The organism is Candidatus Poriferisocius sp., assembly GCF_965202595.1.
Lineage (GTDB): Bacteria > Actinomycetota > Acidimicrobiia > Acidimicrobiales > Bin134 > Poriferisocius.
In genome coordinates, this window is record NZ_OZ241836.1 from 1,637,440 (window position 1) to 1,656,888 (window position 19,449).

The 19,449-nt window shown below is 60.9% G+C and carries 20 protein-coding genes; 3 read left to right on the plus strand and 17 right to left on the minus strand.

Translation table 11 applies throughout. The features are described from left to right. Positions 1–11: 11 nt before the first annotated feature. A complete protein-coding gene (locus tag ACOGXC_RS07485; protein WP_419917580.1) occupies positions 12–218 on the minus strand; it encodes a hypothetical protein in 207 nt (68 codons plus the stop codon). Positions 219–393: 175 nt separating this feature from the next. Between ACOGXC_RS07485 and ACOGXC_RS07490 the strand changes: the two genes are divergently transcribed. Beyond that, complete coding sequence (locus ACOGXC_RS07490; protein WP_419917581.1) at positions 394–969, plus strand: HhH-GPD-type base excision DNA repair protein; 576 nt, start codon at positions 394–396, stop codon at positions 967–969. A 26-nt stretch (positions 970–995) separates the two neighbouring features. On the opposite strand, the gene ACOGXC_RS07495 is transcribed toward ACOGXC_RS07490, so the two are convergent. The 4 genes from ACOGXC_RS07495 to ACOGXC_RS07510 form a co-directional block, all read right to left on the minus strand. Next, a complete protein-coding gene (locus ACOGXC_RS07495; protein WP_419917582.1) occupies positions 996–1,727 on the minus strand; it encodes an alpha/beta hydrolase in 732 nt (243 codons plus the stop codon). Positions 1,728–1,750: 23 nt separating this feature from the next. Beyond that, positions 1,751–1,942, minus strand: a complete 192-nt coding sequence (locus ACOGXC_RS07500; RefSeq protein ID WP_419917583.1) for a hypothetical protein — start codon at positions 1,940–1,942, stop codon at positions 1,751–1,753. 40 nt (positions 1,943–1,982) lie between these two features. Continuing rightward, complete coding sequence (locus ACOGXC_RS07505; RefSeq protein WP_419917584.1) at positions 1,983–2,435, minus strand: hypothetical protein; 453 nt, start codon at positions 2,433–2,435, stop codon at positions 1,983–1,985. A gap of 209 nt (positions 2,436–2,644) precedes the next feature. After that, a complete protein-coding gene (locus tag ACOGXC_RS07510; protein ID WP_419917585.1) occupies positions 2,645–3,760 on the minus strand; it encodes an acyl-CoA dehydrogenase family protein in 1,116 nt (371 codons plus the stop codon). Between the two features lie 54 nt (positions 3,761–3,814). Between ACOGXC_RS07510 and ACOGXC_RS07515 the strand changes: the two genes are divergently transcribed. After that, a complete protein-coding gene (locus ACOGXC_RS07515; protein WP_419917586.1) occupies positions 3,815–4,423 on the plus strand; it encodes an MBL fold metallo-hydrolase in 609 nt (202 codons plus the stop codon). 30 nt (positions 4,424–4,453) lie between these two features. Here ACOGXC_RS07515 and sufU read toward each other — a convergent pair whose 3' ends face one another. From sufU to ACOGXC_RS07570, 11 genes are all read right to left on the minus strand, one after another. After that, the gene (gene sufU, locus ACOGXC_RS07520; RefSeq protein ID WP_419917587.1) at positions 4,454–4,948 is read right to left on the minus strand and encodes a Fe-S cluster assembly sulfur transfer protein SufU; all 495 of its coding nucleotides are present in this window, start codon (positions 4,946–4,948) and stop codon (positions 4,454–4,456) included. An 82-nt stretch (positions 4,949–5,030) separates the two neighbouring features. Beyond that, on the minus strand, positions 5,031–6,260 hold the full coding sequence (locus ACOGXC_RS07525; protein WP_419917588.1) for a SufS family cysteine desulfurase: 1,230 nt from the start codon (positions 6,258–6,260) through the stop codon (positions 5,031–5,033). 25 nt (positions 6,261–6,285) lie between these two features. Beyond that, positions 6,286–7,035, minus strand: a complete 750-nt coding sequence (sufC, locus tag ACOGXC_RS07530; protein WP_419920045.1) for a Fe-S cluster assembly ATPase SufC — start codon at positions 7,033–7,035, stop codon at positions 6,286–6,288. Positions 7,036–7,089: 54 nt separating this feature from the next. Then, entirely contained in the window at positions 7,090–7,386 is a 297-nt protein-coding gene (locus ACOGXC_RS07535) for a 4a-hydroxytetrahydrobiopterin dehydratase (RefSeq protein ID WP_419917589.1), read from the minus strand. Between the two features lie 53 nt (positions 7,387–7,439). Then, complete coding sequence (gene sufC, locus ACOGXC_RS07540) at positions 7,440–8,240, minus strand: Fe-S cluster assembly ATPase SufC (RefSeq protein ID WP_419917590.1); 801 nt, start codon at positions 8,238–8,240, stop codon at positions 7,440–7,442. Between the two features lie 35 nt (positions 8,241–8,275). After that, complete coding sequence (locus tag ACOGXC_RS07545; RefSeq protein ID WP_419917591.1) at positions 8,276–8,683, minus strand: non-heme iron oxygenase ferredoxin subunit; 408 nt, start codon at positions 8,681–8,683, stop codon at positions 8,276–8,278. Beyond that, positions 8,680–9,951: a Fe-S cluster assembly protein SufD gene (sufD, locus tag ACOGXC_RS07550; RefSeq protein ID WP_419917592.1), complete on the minus strand. Its 1,272-nt coding sequence runs from the start codon at positions 9,949–9,951 to the stop codon at positions 8,680–8,682. Before sufD ends, ACOGXC_RS07545 begins: the two co-directional genes overlap by 4 nt. A gap of 49 nt (positions 9,952–10,000) precedes the next feature. After that, the gene (locus ACOGXC_RS07555; RefSeq protein ID WP_419917593.1) at positions 10,001–10,372 is read right to left on the minus strand and encodes a hypothetical protein; all 372 of its coding nucleotides are present in this window, start codon (positions 10,370–10,372) and stop codon (positions 10,001–10,003) included. Beyond that, positions 10,372–11,775: a Fe-S cluster assembly protein SufB gene (gene sufB / locus ACOGXC_RS07560; RefSeq protein ID WP_419917594.1), complete on the minus strand. Its 1,404-nt coding sequence runs from the start codon at positions 11,773–11,775 to the stop codon at positions 10,372–10,374. Before sufB ends, ACOGXC_RS07555 begins: the two co-directional genes overlap by 1 nt. Before the next feature lie 96 nt (positions 11,776–11,871). Beyond that, positions 11,872–12,390: a gamma carbonic anhydrase family protein gene (locus tag ACOGXC_RS07565; protein WP_419917595.1), complete on the minus strand. Its 519-nt coding sequence runs from the start codon at positions 12,388–12,390 to the stop codon at positions 11,872–11,874. A gap of 80 nt (positions 12,391–12,470) precedes the next feature. Continuing rightward, the gene (locus ACOGXC_RS07570; RefSeq protein ID WP_419917596.1) at positions 12,471–12,968 is read right to left on the minus strand and encodes a flavin reductase family protein; all 498 of its coding nucleotides are present in this window, start codon (positions 12,966–12,968) and stop codon (positions 12,471–12,473) included. A gap of 222 nt (positions 12,969–13,190) precedes the next feature. Between ACOGXC_RS07570 and ACOGXC_RS07575 the strand changes: the two genes are divergently transcribed. After that, positions 13,191–13,556, plus strand: coding sequence for a helix-turn-helix domain-containing protein (locus tag ACOGXC_RS07575; protein ID WP_419917597.1), 366 nt, complete (start codon positions 13,191–13,193; stop codon positions 13,554–13,556). A 926-nt stretch (positions 13,557–14,482) separates the two neighbouring features. On the opposite strand, the gene ACOGXC_RS07580 is transcribed toward ACOGXC_RS07575, so the two are convergent. Further along, positions 14,483–15,154 carry a hypothetical protein gene (locus ACOGXC_RS07580; protein ID WP_419917598.1) on the minus strand — a complete coding sequence of 224 codons (672 nt, stop codon included), beginning with the start codon at positions 15,152–15,154 and terminating at the stop codon, positions 14,483–14,485. Positions 15,155–19,449 lie beyond the last annotated feature (4,295 nt).

Here is a 19,449-nt window from a genome sequence, read left to right on the forward strand (position 1 = left end):
GTTCCCCTGGTTCATCGGGATCGTTGCCAGGCTTTGCACCACCTCAGATAGGTCACGAGGTCGTCACCCCGGGGTCGGGCATCGGCATCGCCGTACATGGTGACCATCCTGAACCTCAGGTAGTCCGGATCGGGGACCAAGCCCAACCGCCACCCGACCCGCATCGCGGTTACCCAGATTCCAGGATGGGCCAGCAGTTTCACCAGGGATACAACCACGGTTCAAGGCTACTTCGCTATAGCGAACTTCCAGGCCGGCCGAGGCCTCGGAGGTTTCCAACCACGGTTCAAGGCTACTTCGCTATAGCGAACTTCCAGGCCGGCCGAGGCCTCGGAGGTTTCCAACCACGGTTCAAGGCTACTTCTTCCGGTTGCTGATCGGTACGATGGGGGAATGGGAACACTTGCGGTAACCGGCGACCACGATGCCGACCAGCTCCTTATCGATGATCCGTTCGCACTGCTGCTGGCCATGATGCTCGACCAGCAGATTCCCATGGAGTGGGCGTTCATGTCGCCGTTGCGCCTGAAGGAACGCATACCCGATGATTTCTCCGCCGAACGCCTGGCCGTGCTCGACCCCGGCCGGGCCGAAGCCGCCTTCAAGGAAAAACCCGCCCTTCACCGGTTCCCGGGGTCAATGGCTCGCCGAGCCCAGGAACTGGCCCGCCATATAGTTGACCATTACGGCGGCGACGCCAGCCGAGTGTGGATGGGAGCCACCACCGGCCCGGAGCTGCTCGACCGGCTCAAGGCCCTTCCCGGCTACGGGCCCGAGAAGGCCATGATCTTCCTCGCCGTGCTGGCCAAGCGCTTCGGCGTGACCCCCGAGGGCTGGGAGGCCGCCGCCGGTCCGTTCGCCGATGCCACTCCCCGCTCGGTTGCCGACATTGATAGCCCCGAAGCCCTGTCCCAAGTGAGAGCCTGGAAGAAGGCTCAAAAGGCAAGGGGCAAAACCAAGCAGGATTGAAACGGGGGGGCCCCGTCCCGGCGGAATCAGGCGATAAGGGTTATCTGGGAATCCAGCCAGCCCAGCAGGATGGCGATGCAGCGGGGGTCCGAGTGGAGGCTGTGACCGGCACCGCTGATGATGCGGAGGGTGGCCTCACCGTGGGCATCGGCAATCACCCGAGCGTCCAGGGGCGACACCTCCCGGTCATCGGAGCCGTGAAGTACCAGCATGGGTCGGGGAGAGATCCCGGCGGCGCACCGATCCACCCGGACGGACAGAGCGGCCTCGGCCCAGGATTCGACCGAGTCGGGAAACCCGGGAGTGGAGATGATGCCCAGCGAGCGGGCATACGACACCACCCCCGAGGCATCGAGACCCCAGTGGGTGAAGTCCACCGGCGCTCCCATGGTGGCCACTCCCCTGACTCGGGGATCATCCTGGGCAACGTGAGCGGCCAGCGCGCCGCCAATGCCGAATCCGGCCAGCCAGACCCCCTGCACCTGCTCCATCCCGTCCAGGTGGCCCACCGCACTGCGGACATCGCCGATCCAGCCCTCCAGCGAGAAATCGCCCTCGCTGTCGCCACATCCCCGGTAGCTGGGCACCAGCGCGGCCCACTCCATGTGCTGGGCGATGCGATCGGCCAGGGGGTAGATGCGGGTCGCCGCCCTCGAGCCCCCGTTGGCCACCGACGGGAAGCCCGGACACAGCACCACTCCCGGCAGCGCCCGAATCCGCCGGTTCTCCGGCAAGGCCAGATGCCCGGCAAGCTTCACCCCGCCGGATGAACGCCAATGGGTCATACCACCCGGAGGCGGTAACCGCGGTTTCGGGCTTCGGCTAGGGTGTCGGGCCCGAACACCAGGAACTGCTCCGATGCCACCAGCTCCTCGATAACCGACTCGTCGCTCACTTCATCCAGGTCGTACACCACCTGGTACCGCTTGTCCCCCACATACCGGAAACCCTGCAAAGACCTCGGCCTGTCCATCCCCCAACCGTACCGCCAACAACCTCCGTAAATGTTATACCTAGCTTGGTTCCGTGGCGGGAGGGCCGATGGCGCCGATGGCCCTCAAGTACTGGCCCTCCAGATCGAGCACCACCACAACATCCAGGGCATCGATGTCGCGCCCGGACTCCGTGGCTCGAGCCAGCACGTAATCCACCGAGTCGTCATCGCTGGTCACCACCGCCTCTTCCCGACCCTCCGCGGCGGTGGCGGTCGTATCGGCCCGACCGTAGGTGGCCGCCCCCCGCCGCCGCAGATGATCCAGGTGCCACAGCAGGATGGCCTCCACATCTTCATGGCTCAGCTTGGCCGCCAGCTCGTGGGGCAGCTCGGTGGCCACAAAATCCACCGCCTCGACCAGGTCGTACACCGCCCGAGCCCGGGTGTGGGCCAGCCGGGACGACACCCGCATCACCGCATAGGCAGCCAGGCCCACCACCAGGACGGCGGCGAGAACCAGCAAAAGAGCCATGCCCGCTGCTCAGACCTCGAAGACGGCAGCGAGAACCAGCAAAAGAGCCATGCCCGCTGCTCAGACCTCGAAGACGGCAGCGAGAACCAGCAAAAGAGCCATGCCCGCTGCTCAGACCTCGAAGACGGCAGCGAGAACCAGCAAGAGAGCCATGCCCGGTCAGATACCGATGCGCTGAGCCAAAAGCTCGCGGTGATAAGTGGGATCGATCAGATGCCGATGCGCTGAGCCAAAAGCTCGCGGTGATAAGTGGGATCGCCGAACAGCAGCTCCGACGACTTGGCCCGTTTGAAATACAGGTGGGCCGGGTGCTCCCAGGTGAAGCCGATCCCCCCATGGATCTGGATGTTCTCCGCCGAAGCGTGGAAATAGGCCTCCGAGCAGTAAGCCTTGGCCAGGCTGGCCACCGAGGGGAGTTCGTCGTTCAGCTCCGAGGCGCACCAACCGGCGTAGTAGGCGGCCGACTTGGCCGACTCCACCTCGAGGAGCATGTCGGCACACTTGTGCTTGATGGCCTGGAACGACCCGATGGGACGGCCGAACTGCACCCGATCCTTGGCGTACTGCACCGCCATGTCCAGGCACATCTGGGCCCCACCCACCTGCTCGGCCGCCAGAGCCACCGCGGCCAGGTCGAGCACCCGCTCCAGCACCGGCCAGCCCCCGCCCTCGGTGCCAACCAGCGTGACCGGGGTGTTGTCGAAGTCCAGGCGGGCCTGCTTGCGGGTCTGGTCCATGGTGGACAGGGCCGTGCGGGTCAGCCCAACGGCATCGCCGGAACACCGGTACAGGCTCACCCCGGCGGGGGTGCGGGCGGCCACCAGCACCAGATCGGCCGTGCACCCGTCGATCACGAACATCTTGGTACCGCTGATGCGCCAGTTGTCGCCATCGGAAACCGCCTCCACGGTGATCCCAGACTCGTCCCACCGACCGTTCTCCTCGGTAAAGGCCAAGGTGGCCACCGTCTGGCCCCCGGCGATGCCCGGCAGCAGTTCGGCCTTGGCCTCATCGTCCCCGCTGTGAATCAGGGCATTGGCCGCCAGCACCACGCTGGAGAAGAAGGGAGCGCACAGCAGGGCCCGGCCCATCTCCTCGAGCACCACGATCAACTCGATGTAGCCGAAACCGCTACCCCCGTACTGCTCGGGGATGATGAGGCCCTGCAAACCGAGTTGCTCGGCCATCTGGGCCCAGACGGCATCGTCGTAGCCTTTCTCGGTGTCCATCTGCTCCCTGACCGCCGATTCCGGGGATTTATCCTCCAAGAACTGGCGGACGAAACGCCGCAATTCTTCCTGTTCCTCGCTGAAGGCAAAATTCACACCCCTGTTTCTACTAGATGGTGACCCAGGTAGTCACCCTCTAGCCTCAAGGCCATGACTCTTCACTGGCAGGACACCCAGGCCGAGATCCACAAAGTGGTGGTGGGTCCGATGGACAACAACGTGTTCGTCGTGCGCTGCCGCCGAACCGGCGAGGCGGTACTGATCGACGCGGCCAACGAGCACGAGAAACTGCTGGAGCTGTGCTCCTCCTTGGGGGTCCGCACCGTTTTGGAGACCCACGGGCATTGGGATCACATCCAGGCCATCCCCGCGGTGCGCAACGCCGGATACGAGGTGGGGGTAACCGCGGAGGATGCCGCCATGCTCGACTCCTACGACTACCTGCTCGAGGACGAGTCGGTCATCGAGGTTGGCGGGTTACGGCTGCATTGCATCCACACTCCGGGTCACACCCCGGGATCCATGTCATTTCGCCTTGAGGGCTCGCCCGTACTGTTCTCGGGCGACACCCTGTTTCCCGGGGGGCCCGGTGCCACCGGCTTCGAGGGTGGCGACTTCGGCACCATCATCACCTCCATCGAGCAGCGAATTTTCTCCCCCCTGGCGGCCGACACCCTGGTGCTTCCGGGTCACGGCGACCAAACCACCATCGGTGCCGAGTCCCCCCATCTCCAGGAATGGATAGACCGGGGCTGGTAGGCAGTTCCTCCAGAACCTGGATTCGATGCCCTACTGGTCGGTGGTTTGAGACAGGGCCTGGGTAAGGGTGTGCCAGGACAGGGTGGCGCACTTGATCCTCACCGGGAACTTGACCACACCCTTCAGGGCCTCCAGGTCACCGAGCTTCACGTCGGAGCTGTTCATACCGATGGTATCGGCGCTGGTGCCGTTCACCGGAGAAGGGTCATCGGCGGAATCGGGCTCAATGGACATCATGGCCCGGAAGGCCCGGTTGAGACGGTGCAACTCCTCGGTGGTGCGGCCCTTGACGGTGGCGGACATCATCGACGCGGAAGCCTGACTGATGGAACAGCCCTGGCCCCCTACCCGGATGTCGTCGACCACCCCGTTCTCCACCCGCACATAAACCACCACCTCGTCCCCGCACAGGGGGTTGAACCCCTCGGCCCTGACCGCGGGCGGGGTGTCGAGCTCCCCCCGGTTGCGGGGGTTACGGTAATGATCGAGGATGATCTCCCGGTAGAGGTCTTCAAGATCGGGCATGGCTACAGCTAATACCTCATGACCAAAATTTCATGAGAACCCAATATTTCATAAGAACAAGTCATCGGTGTCACTCAATATTTCATAAGAACAAGTCATCGGTGTCACTGAGCGCGTCGGCCAGGGCATCCACATCGGATTCATCGTTGTACACGTACATTGATGCCCTGCTGGTGGCAACACACCCCAACACCCGCATGAGCGGTTTGGCGCAATGGTGGCCGGCTCGCACGCACACCCCGGATCGGTCCAGCACCTGCGCCACATCGTGAGGGTGCACCCCCTTGTACTCGAACGACAGAACCCCGCCCCGCTCCGCCGGCTCGGTCGGCCCGTGAATGATGATGCCGTCCCCGTAGCGCTGGGTCAGGGTCCGCAAGGCATAGCCGGTCAGGGCCACCTCGTGCTCACGCACCTGGTCCATGCCCAGGCCGGACAGGTAGTCCACCGCCGCGCCCAACCCCACTGCCTCGGCGATGGGAGGGGTGCCGGCCTCGAACTTCCACGGCACCTCAGCGGTGCTGAAACCCTCCTTGGTCACGTTGGCAATCATCTCGCCCCCGCCCAGGAACGGGGGCATGGACTCCAGCAGCTCGGACTTGGCCCACAACACCCCGATGCCGGTCGGGCCGCACATCTTGTGGCCAGTGAAAGCCACGAAGTCGGCCCCCATCTCCCCCACATCGGTGGGCAGGTGCGGGGTGTGCTGGCTGGCATCCACCATCATCAGCGCCCCCACCCGGTGGGCGGCATCCGCCAACTGGCAAATGGGATTGATGGTTCCCAGAACGTTGGACACCGCGGCCACGCACACCAACCGAGCTCCGTCCAGCAAGCGGTCGAGATCGGTCAGGTCAAGGTGGCCGTCATCGCCCACGGGGATCCAGCGCAGCTCAATGCCTCGTGAGGCGGCCAGCATCTGCCAGGGAACGATGTTGGCGTGATGCTCCATCTCGGTTATCACCACCGGGTCGCCCAGCCCCAGGTTGGCCTGGCCCCAGGTGCGGGCCACCAGATTGATCGCTTCGGTGGCGTTCTTGACCAGAATTACCTCGGAGGCTCGAGGGGCCCCGATGAAGCGGGCGACCTTGGCTCGGGCCTGCTCCAGCGCCTCGGTGGCTTCCACCGCAAGCTGGTAGGAACCCCGGTGAACATTGGAGTTGAAACGTTCGTAGTAATCGGTGATGGCATCTATCACCGATCGGGGCTTGTGGGAAGTTGCCGCCGAATCCAGATACACCAGGCGCCGGCCGTGCACCTTGCGGCACATGATCGGGAAATCACCACGAACGGCAACCGGGTCTAACGCCACGCCTCAAACCCCTCGGCAACTCGACCTAACGCCACGCCTCGAACCCCTCGGCATCGAGTTGGGCGGCCAACTCGAAGCCGCCGCTGGCCACCAACTTGCCGCCGATCAGAATGTGAACGTTGTCAGGGCTGAGATAATCCAGCAGGCGGCGAAAATGGGTGATGGCCAGAACTCCCATCCCCGGTCGGGCTGCTCGCACCTCCTGCACCCCGCCGGCCACTATCCGGAGGGCGTCGATGTCCAAGCCGGAGTCGGTTTCGTCCAGGATGGCCATCTCCGGTTCCAGGATGGCGAGCTGGAGAACCTCGTTGCGCTTCTTCTCCCCCCCGGAGAAGCCATCGTTCAGATAGCGGTCGGCAAACGCCGGATCCATGTTGAATCTCTCCATCCACTCCATTACCGCCAGACGCAGCTCCAGTATCGACAAGTCGATGCCCTTGCGGGCCGACAGGGCCTGGCGCAGGAAGTTCATAACCGATACACCGGGGAACTCCTGGGGGTACTGGAAGGCCAGGAACAAGCCGGCCTTGCCCCGCACATCGGCGGACCAATCGGTAATGTCGTCGCCCCGGAAGCGGATGGAACCCCCGGTCACCACGTACTCGGGGCTGGCCAGCAGCGCGCTGGCCAGCGTGGACTTGCCCGAACCATTGGGTCCCATGAGGGCATGGACCTCGCCGGCCCCCACGGTCAGGTCGATGCCCGACAGGATCGGGGTGCCATCGGTCGTGGCCACATGCAGGTTTTCGACCTCGAACAGAGGAGGCTCCGGCAAGCTCACCCCATCAGTCTACGCCAGCCCGGGGGCCGTCCCTATCACCCAACACCATTAGAGCTTGCTCACGCGGCGGGCGAACTCAAGGTCCAGCTCGGTGAGGCCACCGGCAGCGTGGTTGGTGATGGCGATATCCACGGTGGACCAGACATTGGACCACTCGGGGTGGTGGAACAGGCGCTCGGACACCAGGGCCACTCGGGACATGAACCCGAAAGCCTCGGAGAAGTCGGAGAAATTGAAGGTGGCACACAACTTCTCTGCCTGCCGCTCCCACCCGGGGAGATCCTCCAGGGCGGCGGCGATCTCCTCGTCGCTGAGCAGCCTTCGGGCATCAACTTCTACAGACATGGATCTCCTCCTGAATGGATTCTACGGCCACGGGTCTCCTCCTGAATGGATTTCTACGGCCACGGATCTCCTCCTGAATGGATTTCTACGGGCGATGAGGTGCGGGTGTCGATCCAGGGGTCGTAACCGGTTTGCTCCAGTTGGGCGGCCAGCTCAGGACCACCGGTCTCCCGGATAATCCCATCAACGAGGATGTGGACCACATCGGCGTGCAGCACGGTCAGCAACCGGCTGAAGTGGGTGATGGCCAGCACCCCGAGAGCGTCCTGATGGGTGGCCTGTTCGATGCGATGGCTCACCGCAGCCAGCGCGTCCACATCCAGGCCGCTGTCGAGTTCGTCCAGAATGGCGATCCGGGGGCGGAGCACGCCCAGTTGCACGGCCTCGCTCCGCTTCATCTCGCCCCCGGACAGATCCACATTCACCGACCGGGTCAGCAACTCGATGTCGAAACCCACCCGCTCGGCCTCAGTGGCCACCCGGTCCGCCACCGTGCTGCGGTCCCCCCCAGCGGCCGCCACCGCCTCGGCCATCATGATCTCCAGGCCCACCCCCGGCACTTCGGTGGGGTACTGCTGGGTTGCGAACAGCCCGGCTTGGGCCCGTTCCCACGGGGAGAGGGCCACCAGGTCGGTGCCGTTCAACACCATCGACCCCGCCGTCACCTCGTACCCGGGACGGCCCATGATGGCGTGAGCCAAAGTCGATTTGCCCGACCCGTTGGGCCCCATCACCGCATGGACCTCACCGGACACCACCCGCAGATCCACCCCGTTGAGCACCATCCGGCTACCGACCCGAACATGGAGCCCCTCGATCACCAGTTCGCTGATCCCCGACTCACCCATCACCATCAAGCCCCTCGATCACCAGTTCGCTGATCCCCGACTCACCCATGAGCACTGGTTATATCCAACCAGACGTGCCCGTCGGATACGCCTACGTCGTAAACCGGGACCGGAAGGATGGCGGGCATGGTCTCTGCCTCCCCGGTGGCCAGCGAGAACAAGCTGCCGTGCTTCCAGCATTCGATGGTGCCCTCCTCGGCATCCACCTCCCCCTCGGCCAGGGAGTAGTCGGCATGGCTACAGGTATCACCCAGTGCATACAGGTCGTCCCCCAACCGAACAACTGCGATGCGGTGGACGAGGCCGCCGGCCTCCACCTCAAACCGCCGGGCCTGCCCGTCGGGCAGCTCCTCCAGCGGGCACAAACCCACCCGGTCGGAACTACCCTCATCGCCGCCATCGGTCCGAGGGCGCGCCCCCGGATGCGTCCGACCCCGGTCGGAACTCACGATGGGGCCTCATCGCCATTGGGGTGGTGGCTCAGCCCGGAGATCTTGGCTTGGAGCCGGTCGCGCACCGCGGGTACCGCCCCGGGAACGGGGAAACGATCCAGCACCTCGTCGAAGAACCCGGTCACTATGAGTCGCTCGGCGATCTCGGTGGGCACACCCCGGCTCTCCAGGTAGAACAGTTGCTCACCGTCGATGGGGCCCACCGTCGATGCATGATTGCAGCTTACCTGGTTGTTCTCGATCTCCAGATTGGGCACCGACTCGGCCCAGGCCTCCCTCGACAGCTTGATGTTGCGGTTGGTCTGGTGGGCGGTGGTTCCCCGGGCGTCGGGGCCCACCCGGATGAGCCCGGTGTACACCGATCGGGAGTCGTCGTCCACCGCCCCCTTGAACAGCAGGCTGCTGGTGGTATCGGGGGCAACATGATCCTGGAAGGTGCGGAAGTCCAGCGTCTGGTGGCCGTCGCCGAAATACAGCGACACCAGATCGCCGGTGGCCCCCCGCCCCGACAAGTGGGTGTCCAACCGCATCCGGGCATACTCCCCGCCCAGCGCCGCCGAGGAGGCCCGCATATGGGCCTGCGAACCGATGTGGCTGACCTGCGAACCGATGTGCCACACCCGGGGGCCGAGATCCTGTACCGCCAGATAGCCGACCCGGGCGGCTGCCGCCACCCTGATCTCTATCACCGGGCTCACGAACACTGCTGCATCCACGGAGCCGTACAACTCCAGCACTTCCACCGAGGAGTCGGCCCCCGCGTCCACGATCAGCCGGGGAAACACCGCGGCCCCGTCGCTGCCCGCATCCAGCCAGTGACGCACCACAACCGGTGCCCCCACATCCACTCCGGGGGGGATCCGCACCAGCACCGGCTGAACCGAGAAGGCCGCGTTCATGATCGCGAACAGATCCACATCCACTCCCGCCGCCAGTTCGGAATCACCGGGGCCCAACGGGCGGACCTCCACCCCCTGGGCCGCCGCCTCGGGGGACAGCTTCACCGCCCCCAGGCAACCGTTGCTGGTGTCGGCCAGGGCACAATGGTCGGGAACGGGTACCGGTGATCGATCCCCGGGGTCGCCAACCAGGTGGTACCGCCCCAGATCCAACTGCCCTATGGGGGTATACCGCCACACCTCCTCCTGCGCCGAGGGCATCGACGCGGCGGCCACCTGCTCGGCCGCAGCCACCCGCCGGCGCACCAGCCAGTCGGGACCGGGAATGGCCCCGGCGGCCTCAGGAGTGAAGCGGGTTCCTATCACAGAGTTTCAATCACAAACGGACCACACACAAACGGACCACAGCCGCCGCTCACGACCGGCGGCGGCGCTTGCGTCGCTTCGCCTTCCGTTTGACCCCCGCTCCCAGCCGGCGCCGGGATTTCTCCCTCTCCAGTTCGGCCATCACCCGGGGCCCGGCCGCGTTCACGATGTCCTCGGCAGCATCCAAAAGAGCCCCGATGCTGTCGTCGCTACCCAAACTGGCCGGTGCTTCCGGGGTGGGCGGCGTGACCAGCGTGCCATGCGACCAGTTGACGTCCACCATGCGGCGCTCGTAGGAAGGGCAGTCGTCGGGGCACCGCCACGGGGCCTCGGGGGCCAGGTCCAGGTCGCACTTCCTCACGGTCTCCCCGTTGGGGTAGGACCGGCTCTCGAAGTACTTGCAATCCTGCCGCATGGGCATCAGCCGACGGATCCCTCCATCTGCAACTCGATGAGCCGGCTCCACTCCACCGCATACTCCATCGGCAGGGTACGAGTGATGGGCTCGATGAAGCCGTTGACGATCATGCCCATCGCCTGCTCCTCGGTCAGCCCCCGGCTCATCAGGTAGAAAAGCTGCTCATCGGCCACTTTGGAAACGGTGGCCTCGTGGCCGATCACCGCGTCCCGGGTTCCCACCTCCATGTAGGGGTAGGTGTCGGACACGCTGTTCTCATCCAGGATCAGCGCGTCGCACTGCACGTGGCTGCGGCAGCCGTGGGCACCGTCCTCCACCCGCACCAAGCCCCGGTAACTGGTACGACCACCGCCGTTGGAGATCGACTTGGACACGATCTTGGAGGTGGTCTCCGGAGCGGCGTGGGTCATCTTGGCCCCGGCATCCTGGTGCTGGTCGGGCCCGGCATAAGCCACCGACAGCACCTCGCCCGACGCCTTTGGACCCACCATGACCACCGCGGGGTACTTCATGGTCAGCCGGGAACCAATGTTGCCGTCTATCCACTCCATGTGGCCCTCGGCCTCGACCTTGGCCCGCTTGGTGACCAGGTTGTACACGTTGTTGGACCAGTTCTGGATGGTGGTGTAGGTGACCCGGGCCGATTTCTTCACCAAGATCTCCACCACCGCGGAGTGGAGCGAGTCGCTGGTGTACACCGGGGCCGAGCACCCTTCGATGTAGTGAACCTGAGAACCCTCGTCGGCGATGATGAGGGTTCGCTCGAACTGGCCCATGTTCTCGGCGTTGATGCGGAAGTAGGCCTGGAGCGGCATATCCACGGTCACGCCGGGAGGTACGTAGATGAAGCTGCCCCCCGACCACACTGCGGAGTTCAGGGCCGCGAACTTGTTGTCGCCCGGGGGGATGATAGTACCGAAGTGCTCCTTCACCAGCTCGGGATACTCCCGTAGCGCGGTGTCCATGTCGCAGAACAGCACCCCCTGGCGCTCCAGATCCTCCCGGTTGCGGTGAAACACCACCTCCGACTCGTACTGGGCGGTGACCCCGGCCAGGTACTTGCGCTCGGCCTCGGGGATGCCCAGCTTCTCGTAGGTGTCCTTGATGGCGTCGGGCAGGTCCTCCCAGTCATTTACCTGCGACTCGGTGGGCTTTATGTAGTAGTAGATATCCTCGAAATTGATGCCCGACATGTCGCCACCCCACGAGGGCATGGGCCGCTTCTCGAACCGGTTGAGCGACTTCAAACGGAAGTTGCGCATCCAGTCGGGCTCGCTCTTCATCCATGACATCTCCTGCACGATGCCGGTGTCCAGCCCCTTCTTGGGCTTGAAGACGTAATTCTCCTCGTCGCTCCAGCCCAGCTTGTAACGGCTGAGGTCCAGGGCAAGCGCCTCCGACGACATATCAAAGTCCTCGCAATTATATTGAGATATTGAGTCCTGACGATTAGTCCTGACTTAGTCCTGAGGGTTCATGGACTACCCCGATACTACCGGCGCTCAACCCAATAATCGCATCTCTGCCCTATATCGGTGGCCGAGATCCACATAGTGCTGGGCATCCTCCCGATTCTGGCCCTCGGACATGAACCCCTCGCGCACCCCGGCGGGCACCCCCACGGCCAGCGCCAGCGGTGGAATTATCATCCGGTTGGTGACCACCGCGTTGGCCGCCACCAGCGCACCCCGACCCACCAGCGCCTCGTGCAGCACCACCGAAGCAGTGCCCACCAGCGCCTCGTCCTCCACGGTGCAGCCCTCCAGATGGGCCAGATGCCCGATGGTGACATCGCTGCCCACCACGGTGGGCAATTCGCCGGTGTTGTGGATCACGGCGTTGTCCTGAACGGAGGTGCGAGCGCCGATGGTGATGCCCGCCCCGTCGCCCCGAAGCACCGCTCCCGGCCATACCGTGGATTCGGCCCCCACGCTCACCCTGCCGATGATCACCGCCTGGGGATGGATGAAGGCATCGGGGTGAACATCGGGCTCGAACGCTCCCAGCGCGTACAGCGGCATGGATCCTCAGCCCTTCCCGCAATCGAATCGATCCAACATCACCGTCAACCCGCTCAGCGCGTACCGCACAGCATGAATCCTCAGCCCCGCTGTTGGAAGGAGCCGTACTGGCCGGACAGGAACACCAGCGGACCCACGTCGTCGCGCTGGATGCCCAGGTCCAGCACCCGACCGAGAACGATCCAGTGGTCGCCCCCCTCCAGCACCCCATCGATTTCGCAATCGATCCATGCCAGCGAGTCCTCGAAAATGGGGGCCCCGGTGATCTTCGTGATCCACTGCAAACCGGCAAACTTGTCCTCGGCCTTGGAGGCAAACAGGTTGGACATCTCCTCCTGGTCCTCGGCCAGGATGTTGACCCCGAAATGCCCCGCGGCTTCGATGGCCGGCCAGCTCGTGGATGATTTGCCCGGCATGAACATGACCAGCGCGGGGTCGAGCGACACCGAGCCGAAGGAGCCAATGGCCAGCCCGGCGGGACCGGCCGGACCGGTGGCGGTGACCACGGTCACCCCGGTGGGGAACCGCCCGAGAACTTGGCGGAAAAAAGCCGAATCAAACGGCGGATGATCGGACACACGGGCTCCTCAACACAAGCATGCTCTGTTCTGCACCAACCCAAAGGTTAGCGCCCCGCCCCCCATCCACCCCAACAGCGCCCAGTCTCCACCATGGACAGGCAGCCACGCCATCGGGTATGTGGGGTTGCCGGTGTGGGCGGGCTCCACCGGTGATCGCGACGGGTCGGCCATGATGGTCGATCAGAAACATTGGCGAGTCACCGGTGGAGGTGTTCCAGTATGGCACAGAGGTTGTGTGCGAGCGAGCGAGCCCGCATCGAGACGATGGTTGAGATGGGAGTGGGGACAACCGGGATGGCCCGCCGGTTGGGCAGGAGCCGTTCGGCGGTGTGGCGGGAACTTCGGCGCAACGGGGGTGGTTCGGCTTATCGGGCCGATGCGGCCCAAGCCGCCGCCGATGTGCGGGCTCCGAGGCCTCGCCCATCCAAGTTGGCCACAGATCCGGTGTTGGCCGACGCGATGGCCAGGTTGTTGGCTGATCGTTGGAAACTGCTGGTGCGCCGTCGCCGCAAACCCCGAAGACGTTGTGAACAGGCCAAACGCTCCGTGCTGGGCGATTTCCGGCCCATAGCGCAACGTTTGTAGTACCACTACCCGATGGCTACGACACCCACAACACCGCCAAAGCCGTCACCGCCCCACTCAAACGCCAACCCGCCGCAATGGTCAAAACCCTCACCTGAGACCAAGGCACAGAAATAGCCAAATGGGCCGACATCGAACACAACCCGGGCACACAAATCTACTTATGCGAACCCCGATCCCCCTGGCAACGACCCACCAACAAACAAAACAACACCACACTCAGACGCTAGCTACCCAAAAGCACCAACCTCAACATCAGCCCGATACACCTCACCATCATCGAAGACCTAATCAACACCATGCCCCGCAGACCCCACCACTGACAACCCGCCCAAACCACCTACACTAAACTCTGTCGCAATCACCAATAGATCTGTCGCGATCACCAATAGAGCCTACCGCCTCTTAGCGGGCCTCATAGCCGCCCGCCGGGAGTTTGTGAGTCAAGCGGCACGGCCCGCACAAAGCCGGGCTAGTGAGATGGCACCGACAAACCCCATGCTCAGCGTCAGCGAGCATTGAGGCCGCCCTCTCGGTGGGATCATCCGACAAGATGGCCACCCAATCCGAGGTAGCGGTGGTGGTAGTGGGGTCAAGGGTCATGGCCGCGCATAATAGCTAGCAGCGGTGGCAAAGATACAGGGGCCACTCCGGTAGCGTGCGCCCAGGGGTCGGGTCGGTGGAGGGTCATCGGTGGTGGCCCGACCCTTCTTACACCACCCACAGATCAAACACCGTCCAGCCCCCAGTCACCGCGCCGAAAGGGGTACCTCAGTGAGGCCCAAACCCCACAACTCGCCTCTCAGAAGCCCAGATACGGCCACCTGGGAGCCGATCCGAGGCCTGTGGCGGCTCGGGTGCTCTGTGAGGCCCCGCACCGCTCAAAGCCTCAGGTCGGCTCCCGTTTGCTTTGCTGCGGGCCGGTTCTAGTCGGTTTCGGGGTGCAGCGAGTCGGCCAGCGAGTCGGCCAGTCCGGTTAGTGCTTCGATCACCGGTGCGGTCAGGGGTGCTTTGAAGGTGGCTCTTTTGTGGTCGGGCCATGCCTCGGTGTCGCTCAGGTCAACCATAGGAGCCACCAGGGTTGCCATGAGTACCGCCACCGCCTCGGCCAGAGGGTTCGCGGTGGCAGCATCTGGGTGGTCTAGGGCCGCCATCAGTGGTTCGGTGGGCAACCCCGGAGTGTTACCCACCGCCTCGGCCAACGCGAACTGAGCGGCGGTGACCTTTTCGGCCAACAACTCCACCGAAGCGGTAGCCAACAATCGACTCAACCCGGACAAAGCATCCCTCAGTTTGGCGACCTCAACCGTCAGGTACGCCATCGACTCCCTGGCATGAGCCTCAGCCTCGATGCCGGCCCGCTCGGCCAGTCTCGCGGCCAGGGTTTCTCCTAGAGTGCTCAATGTGGCCGCCAACGCCTCGCCAGGAGCCTCACCCCCACCGGGTGCTGATGGCCACGCTCGATCTCGCTCGACCCCCTCCAACGCCTCAGCCAACCCATCGCTGGGAGCCTCGGCCACAACCTCGACCAACCCAACCAACGCCTCCTGTAGCGACGGCAAACCCTCACCCGCCAAAGCGTCCCGCAACAAAGTCAAACCCTCAACCGATCCTGTCTCAGAACCAAGAACCTAACCAGGTGGGGAACAACTAAAGCGAATACTCCTGGAAGACCACTCAGAAGCAGGAATACCAGAAGCCCGAGCCTGAACCTCGAACTGATAAGTACCCCTCACCGTTCGAGGAAACACAGTCGAAGTGCCAGTCAAACCGCTCCGAGACAAACCCGAACCCAACGCATCGCGAACAACATAACTCTGAGTCCTACTATCCCCACTCCGCCACTCAACCGACACATTCACCGTACCCGGCCTACTACTAGAAACACAATCAACACGATAAACAGAAGGAGTCCCCAACCGCGCAGGAACCGCAGTAGGCGTGGCAGTAGGCGTGGGAGCCGGGGGGCGGGTGGGAACATTACAAGTAGTCTTGTCACTCCAACCAGACCAACGCGAACTACTCACACCGTCAGCATGACCCCGAACCCTGAACTGATAACTACCGTCCACACTCCGAGTAAATGTAACCGAAGTACCAGTCACCCCAGTTCGGGACAAACCCGACCGGCGACGCTCCGAAACAGAATAACGCTCAGTCCTACTATCCCCACTACCCCAACTAACAACCACATTCACCCTCCCAGCACTCCCACTAGCAGCACAACTAACCCTCACACTAGAAGGAGTCCCCAACCTAGCAGGCGCAGTAGTCGGAGCCGGAGTAGCAGTAGGCGTAGCAGTAGGCGTGGGGGTAGCAGTAGGCGTGGGAGCGGGAGTGCGGGTGGGAACATTACAAGTAACATGAGCATTAGTATTATACTGAGAAGACCAATGCGACCACTTATTCAGAGACTTAGAATACCCGGCAACCACAAACCGATAAACACCGCTAACAGTCCGAGGAAACACAGCCCTAGTAACACCCTTTACTCTCTTGGTCACCACCGAAGAACGATTAAGATCCTTCACACTGTAGTCCGTGGTAACACCCGTCGAGTCAGCATCCCACTCAACAACCACATTTATAACACCAGTTCTAGGATCATTCGGACTACGACCAGGAACAACACAACTAGCCCGCACATTAGCAGGCACAGACACCGTCGTAGGAACAACAGGTGGAGTACAGGTGATACGGGCACTCCTGGAAGACCACTCAGAAGCAGGAATACCAGAAGCCCGAGCCTGAACCTCGAACTGATAGGTTCCTTTCACCGTTCGAGGAAACACCGCTGTAGTACCAGTCAAACCAGTTTTAGACAAACCCGAACCCAACGCCTCGCGTACAGCGTAACTCCGGGTTCTGAGATCACCGCTCAGCCACCTAACAACCACATTTACCGTACCCGGCGTACTACTAGCCACACAATCAACACCAGAAACAGAAGGCACCCCCAACGGCGAAGCCGTAGGAACATCACAAGCCGTAACCGGGCTATAAGAAGACCAACCCGACCAACCCAACCCAGACCTAGAAGAATACCCGCGGACCTTGAAACTATACCTACCGCTCTCCGTCCTAACAAAAGTAGCTGTATTAGCACCGACCACAATTTTAGACAACCCATTAACAAGCGACGGCACCGCCGACGCTTTCACCTCATAACGCTCAGTCCTACCCGTCGAGTCAACATCCCAACCAACAATAACACTAACAACACCAGCCCTACCCTTAATCCCACCAGCGTAACACCTAACAGATACATCAGAAGGAACCACCATCGGCCTACTATCAACACAAGTAACACTACCAGGTTTACGAACCCAACCCGAATACCTACTATTACCCCCGCTAGTTACAACACTCCTCACCTCAACCAAATAACTAGCAGTACCAGGAGCCATCCTAAGAGTACCACGAATAGCAGGAGCCCTCACCGTCTTAGAAGACCCACCAACTACTTTGAACTCATAAGAAGTAGCCCCCACAGCGGCATCCCATGTAACAGTTATAGTACGACCATCAGCCGAACAAGTAGCCGAAATATTAGAAGGTGAAGGCGCAGGATTAGGACAAGTAACACTACCCGAACTAACCCAATCCGAATACTTACTATTACCCCCGCTAGTTATAACACTTCTCGCTTGAGCCGTGTAAGTACCGCCCGGAGATACTGTAAAAGTAGTAGAGGTAGCGGGAGCCCTCACTGTCTTAGAAGACCCACCAACTACTTGTACCCCATAAGAATTAGCCCCGTCAGAAGCGTTCCATGTAACAGTTATAGTACGACCATTAGCCGAACAACTAGCCAAAACATTAGAAACCACAAAAGTATCAGTAGGTATAGTCTTAAGTTTAGCAATAAGTGCCCTAATCACTGGCGCTCTATGACATACATTAGTCAAAGGTATACAAATATTAAGTAAAGGATTAGAAGCAATACGACTAAGATATACAATCTCGTTATCAATAATTGCTTTAGCTGTAATTTTGTCAGTACATACTTTAGTGTTATCTATAGTTATACAAAATGTATCATCAGGTGCAGGTACAGGAGTAGGAGTAGCAGTAGCAGTAGGAGTAGCAGTAGGGTCTGTTCTAGCGCAAACCTCAGCAGCAAATACCTCAGCACCAACTCCGAGTGTAAGGCTAGTTATCAATTTCCACGGAGAGCCTCCCCTTGTGATTGCTTTACTCGCACCGTTTTTTAAGTTTGTCAATATTCGTTTTGCAATATTTTTTTCAACACGATGTGTTACTACATACGTTGTCCCCACCCCAAGAACAGTAAGAACTCCGCGAGCACAGACAACATCTAATATAGAACTACCCTCAAATATTGGTGAATAGCAATTATGATAATGATCCGAAGCAAGACTAATTCTCGTCCAAGCTTCAACCTTTTTACCTGGCCCACTTCTCGGACTACGCCGCCCATTTATATAGCTAAAAGCCCTTTCTGGGAGGGGAGGTGAATACTGCCCTTTCTGGCAAGGGTGGGCTTCATGGGTAGTAACGGTTTCTGTGGTAGCTTCGCTGACCAACACACTTTCAGTTTTCGTTTGTTGTACCCGCCGAGTCTCAGTTTTATAACAACGATACCTAGTCACATTACGATATACAGTGTATTCGTAGGTAACGGTGACTGGAGTTGCTATTTTCCATTTCCCAGCGGCAGTAGATAGGGGAAAGAAACGGCCAGAAGGATATATATAAGCACCCCAAGCATTACCAACTCGTTGTTGTAAAGCTACCTCAACTGTGATACTCGTCACCCTGCGGGCAGCAATACGCACCGAAGTGCCACCAACGGTAACTGCGGAAGTATGCAACCATTTTCCAACCGTAGTACTTGCCGGGAAAAAACGAGATGTAGGATATATTGTGCTACCCCAGGAACCAGTCAGCCCAGTACCGCGTCGTTGTAAAGCTAACTCAACCTTAATACCGCTTGATGTCTTACGAGCACCAATACGAACACCGTATGAAGCAGATACAGTAGATGGCTTGTGGGCGATATAAGGCACCCGCTTAGTGACTCCCTCCTCATCACAATTGACCTCAACCGTATACTCCTTATCAACCCATTTTGTAACCTCTCGATCCTCATAAACAGCCGGAATGGTTACAGTTCGAGGCTCCGGGTCATGCGCCAACACAACCTTAGGAGCAACCGAAGCCAACAACCCAGCAACAACAACAAACACTAATACTTTTCTCATGCAACACTAATACTTTTCTCATGCTTATATCTCCTTTCTTTTTTGTCTATACTTTTTATAGTAACAAAAGCACCTAACAGCTAATTGACATAATAACGCCACAGTAGCCATTGTTATCAGAACGCTAATCCACACATTTATATTCAATAAACTACTAAAAAAATACACAAAATGTATTAATCCAAAACCAGCAAGACCAACCATAAGAGCACGAATGTATAGATTTAGAGTGGCCTCTTCTGGGCCAGATACGGCAGAATTACGGTCACTGGTGACATCCGAGGCAAAGTCGGTATCTTCGGTCGGGGTCGTCAGGTGGGTGTCCGAGCTGGGGTCGGGGGTGTGTGGGGTGGTCACGGGGCCGATGGTAGCCGGGTGGGGTGTTGTTGTCATTGGTGGCTCCCTTAAGACTGGCGTTGAGCTTCAGTTCACAAAAGCATCGTGGTCAGGGCCGAAGGGAGCCATGAGGCGAAGCCCCAAAACGCCTTTTGATCCCGACCACGAGGCCGAGGCCTGACGATGCTTTTGTGAACGCCGGTCATTATATTGGGTGGGGTTGTTTGTTTGTCAAGTGAGACTGTCGAGGGCCGCCCGCCGGGGTTGGCTGCCGGGGAGGCCATCGAGGGCCGCCCGATCCTCGGCCCGCTGATCCCCCGCCGCCACCGCCG

Excerpts from the sequence above, each read along its gene's own strand:
- sufB (WP_419917594.1), bottom strand. The coding sequence starts at position 11,775 with ATGTCGTCGGAGGCGCTTGCCCTGGACCTCAGCCGTTACAAGCTGGGC.
- ACOGXC_RS07500 (WP_419917583.1), bottom strand. The coding sequence starts at position 1,942 with ATGGACAGGCCGAGGTCTTTGCAGGGTTTCCGGTATGTGGGGGACAAG.
- ACOGXC_RS07565 (WP_419917595.1), bottom strand. The coding sequence starts at position 12,390 with ATGCCGCTGTACGCGCTGGGAGCGTTCGAGCCCGATGTTCACCCCGAT.
- sufC (WP_419917590.1), bottom strand. The coding sequence starts at position 8,240 with ATGGTGATGGGTGAGTCGGGGATCAGCGAACTGGTGATCGAGGGGCTC.
- ACOGXC_RS07490 (WP_419917581.1), top strand. The coding sequence starts at position 394 with ATGGGAACACTTGCGGTAACCGGCGACCACGATGCCGACCAGCTCCTT.
- ACOGXC_RS07505 (WP_419917584.1), bottom strand. The coding sequence starts at position 2,435 with ATGGCTCTTTTGCTGGTTCTCGCCGCCGTCCTGGTGGTGGGCCTGGCT.
- ACOGXC_RS07515 (WP_419917586.1), top strand. The coding sequence starts at position 3,815 with ATGACTCTTCACTGGCAGGACACCCAGGCCGAGATCCACAAAGTGGTG.
- sufU (WP_419917587.1), bottom strand. The coding sequence starts at position 4,948 with ATGCCCGATCTTGAAGACCTCTACCGGGAGATCATCCTCGATCATTAC.
- ACOGXC_RS07575 (WP_419917597.1), top strand. The coding sequence starts at position 13,191 with ATGGCACAGAGGTTGTGTGCGAGCGAGCGAGCCCGCATCGAGACGATG.
- ACOGXC_RS07535 (WP_419917589.1), bottom strand. The coding sequence starts at position 7,386 with ATGTCTGTAGAAGTTGATGCCCGAAGGCTGCTCAGCGACGAGGAGATC.
- ACOGXC_RS07555 (WP_419917593.1), bottom strand. The coding sequence starts at position 10,372 with ATGCCCATGCGGCAGGATTGCAAGTACTTCGAGAGCCGGTCCTACCCC.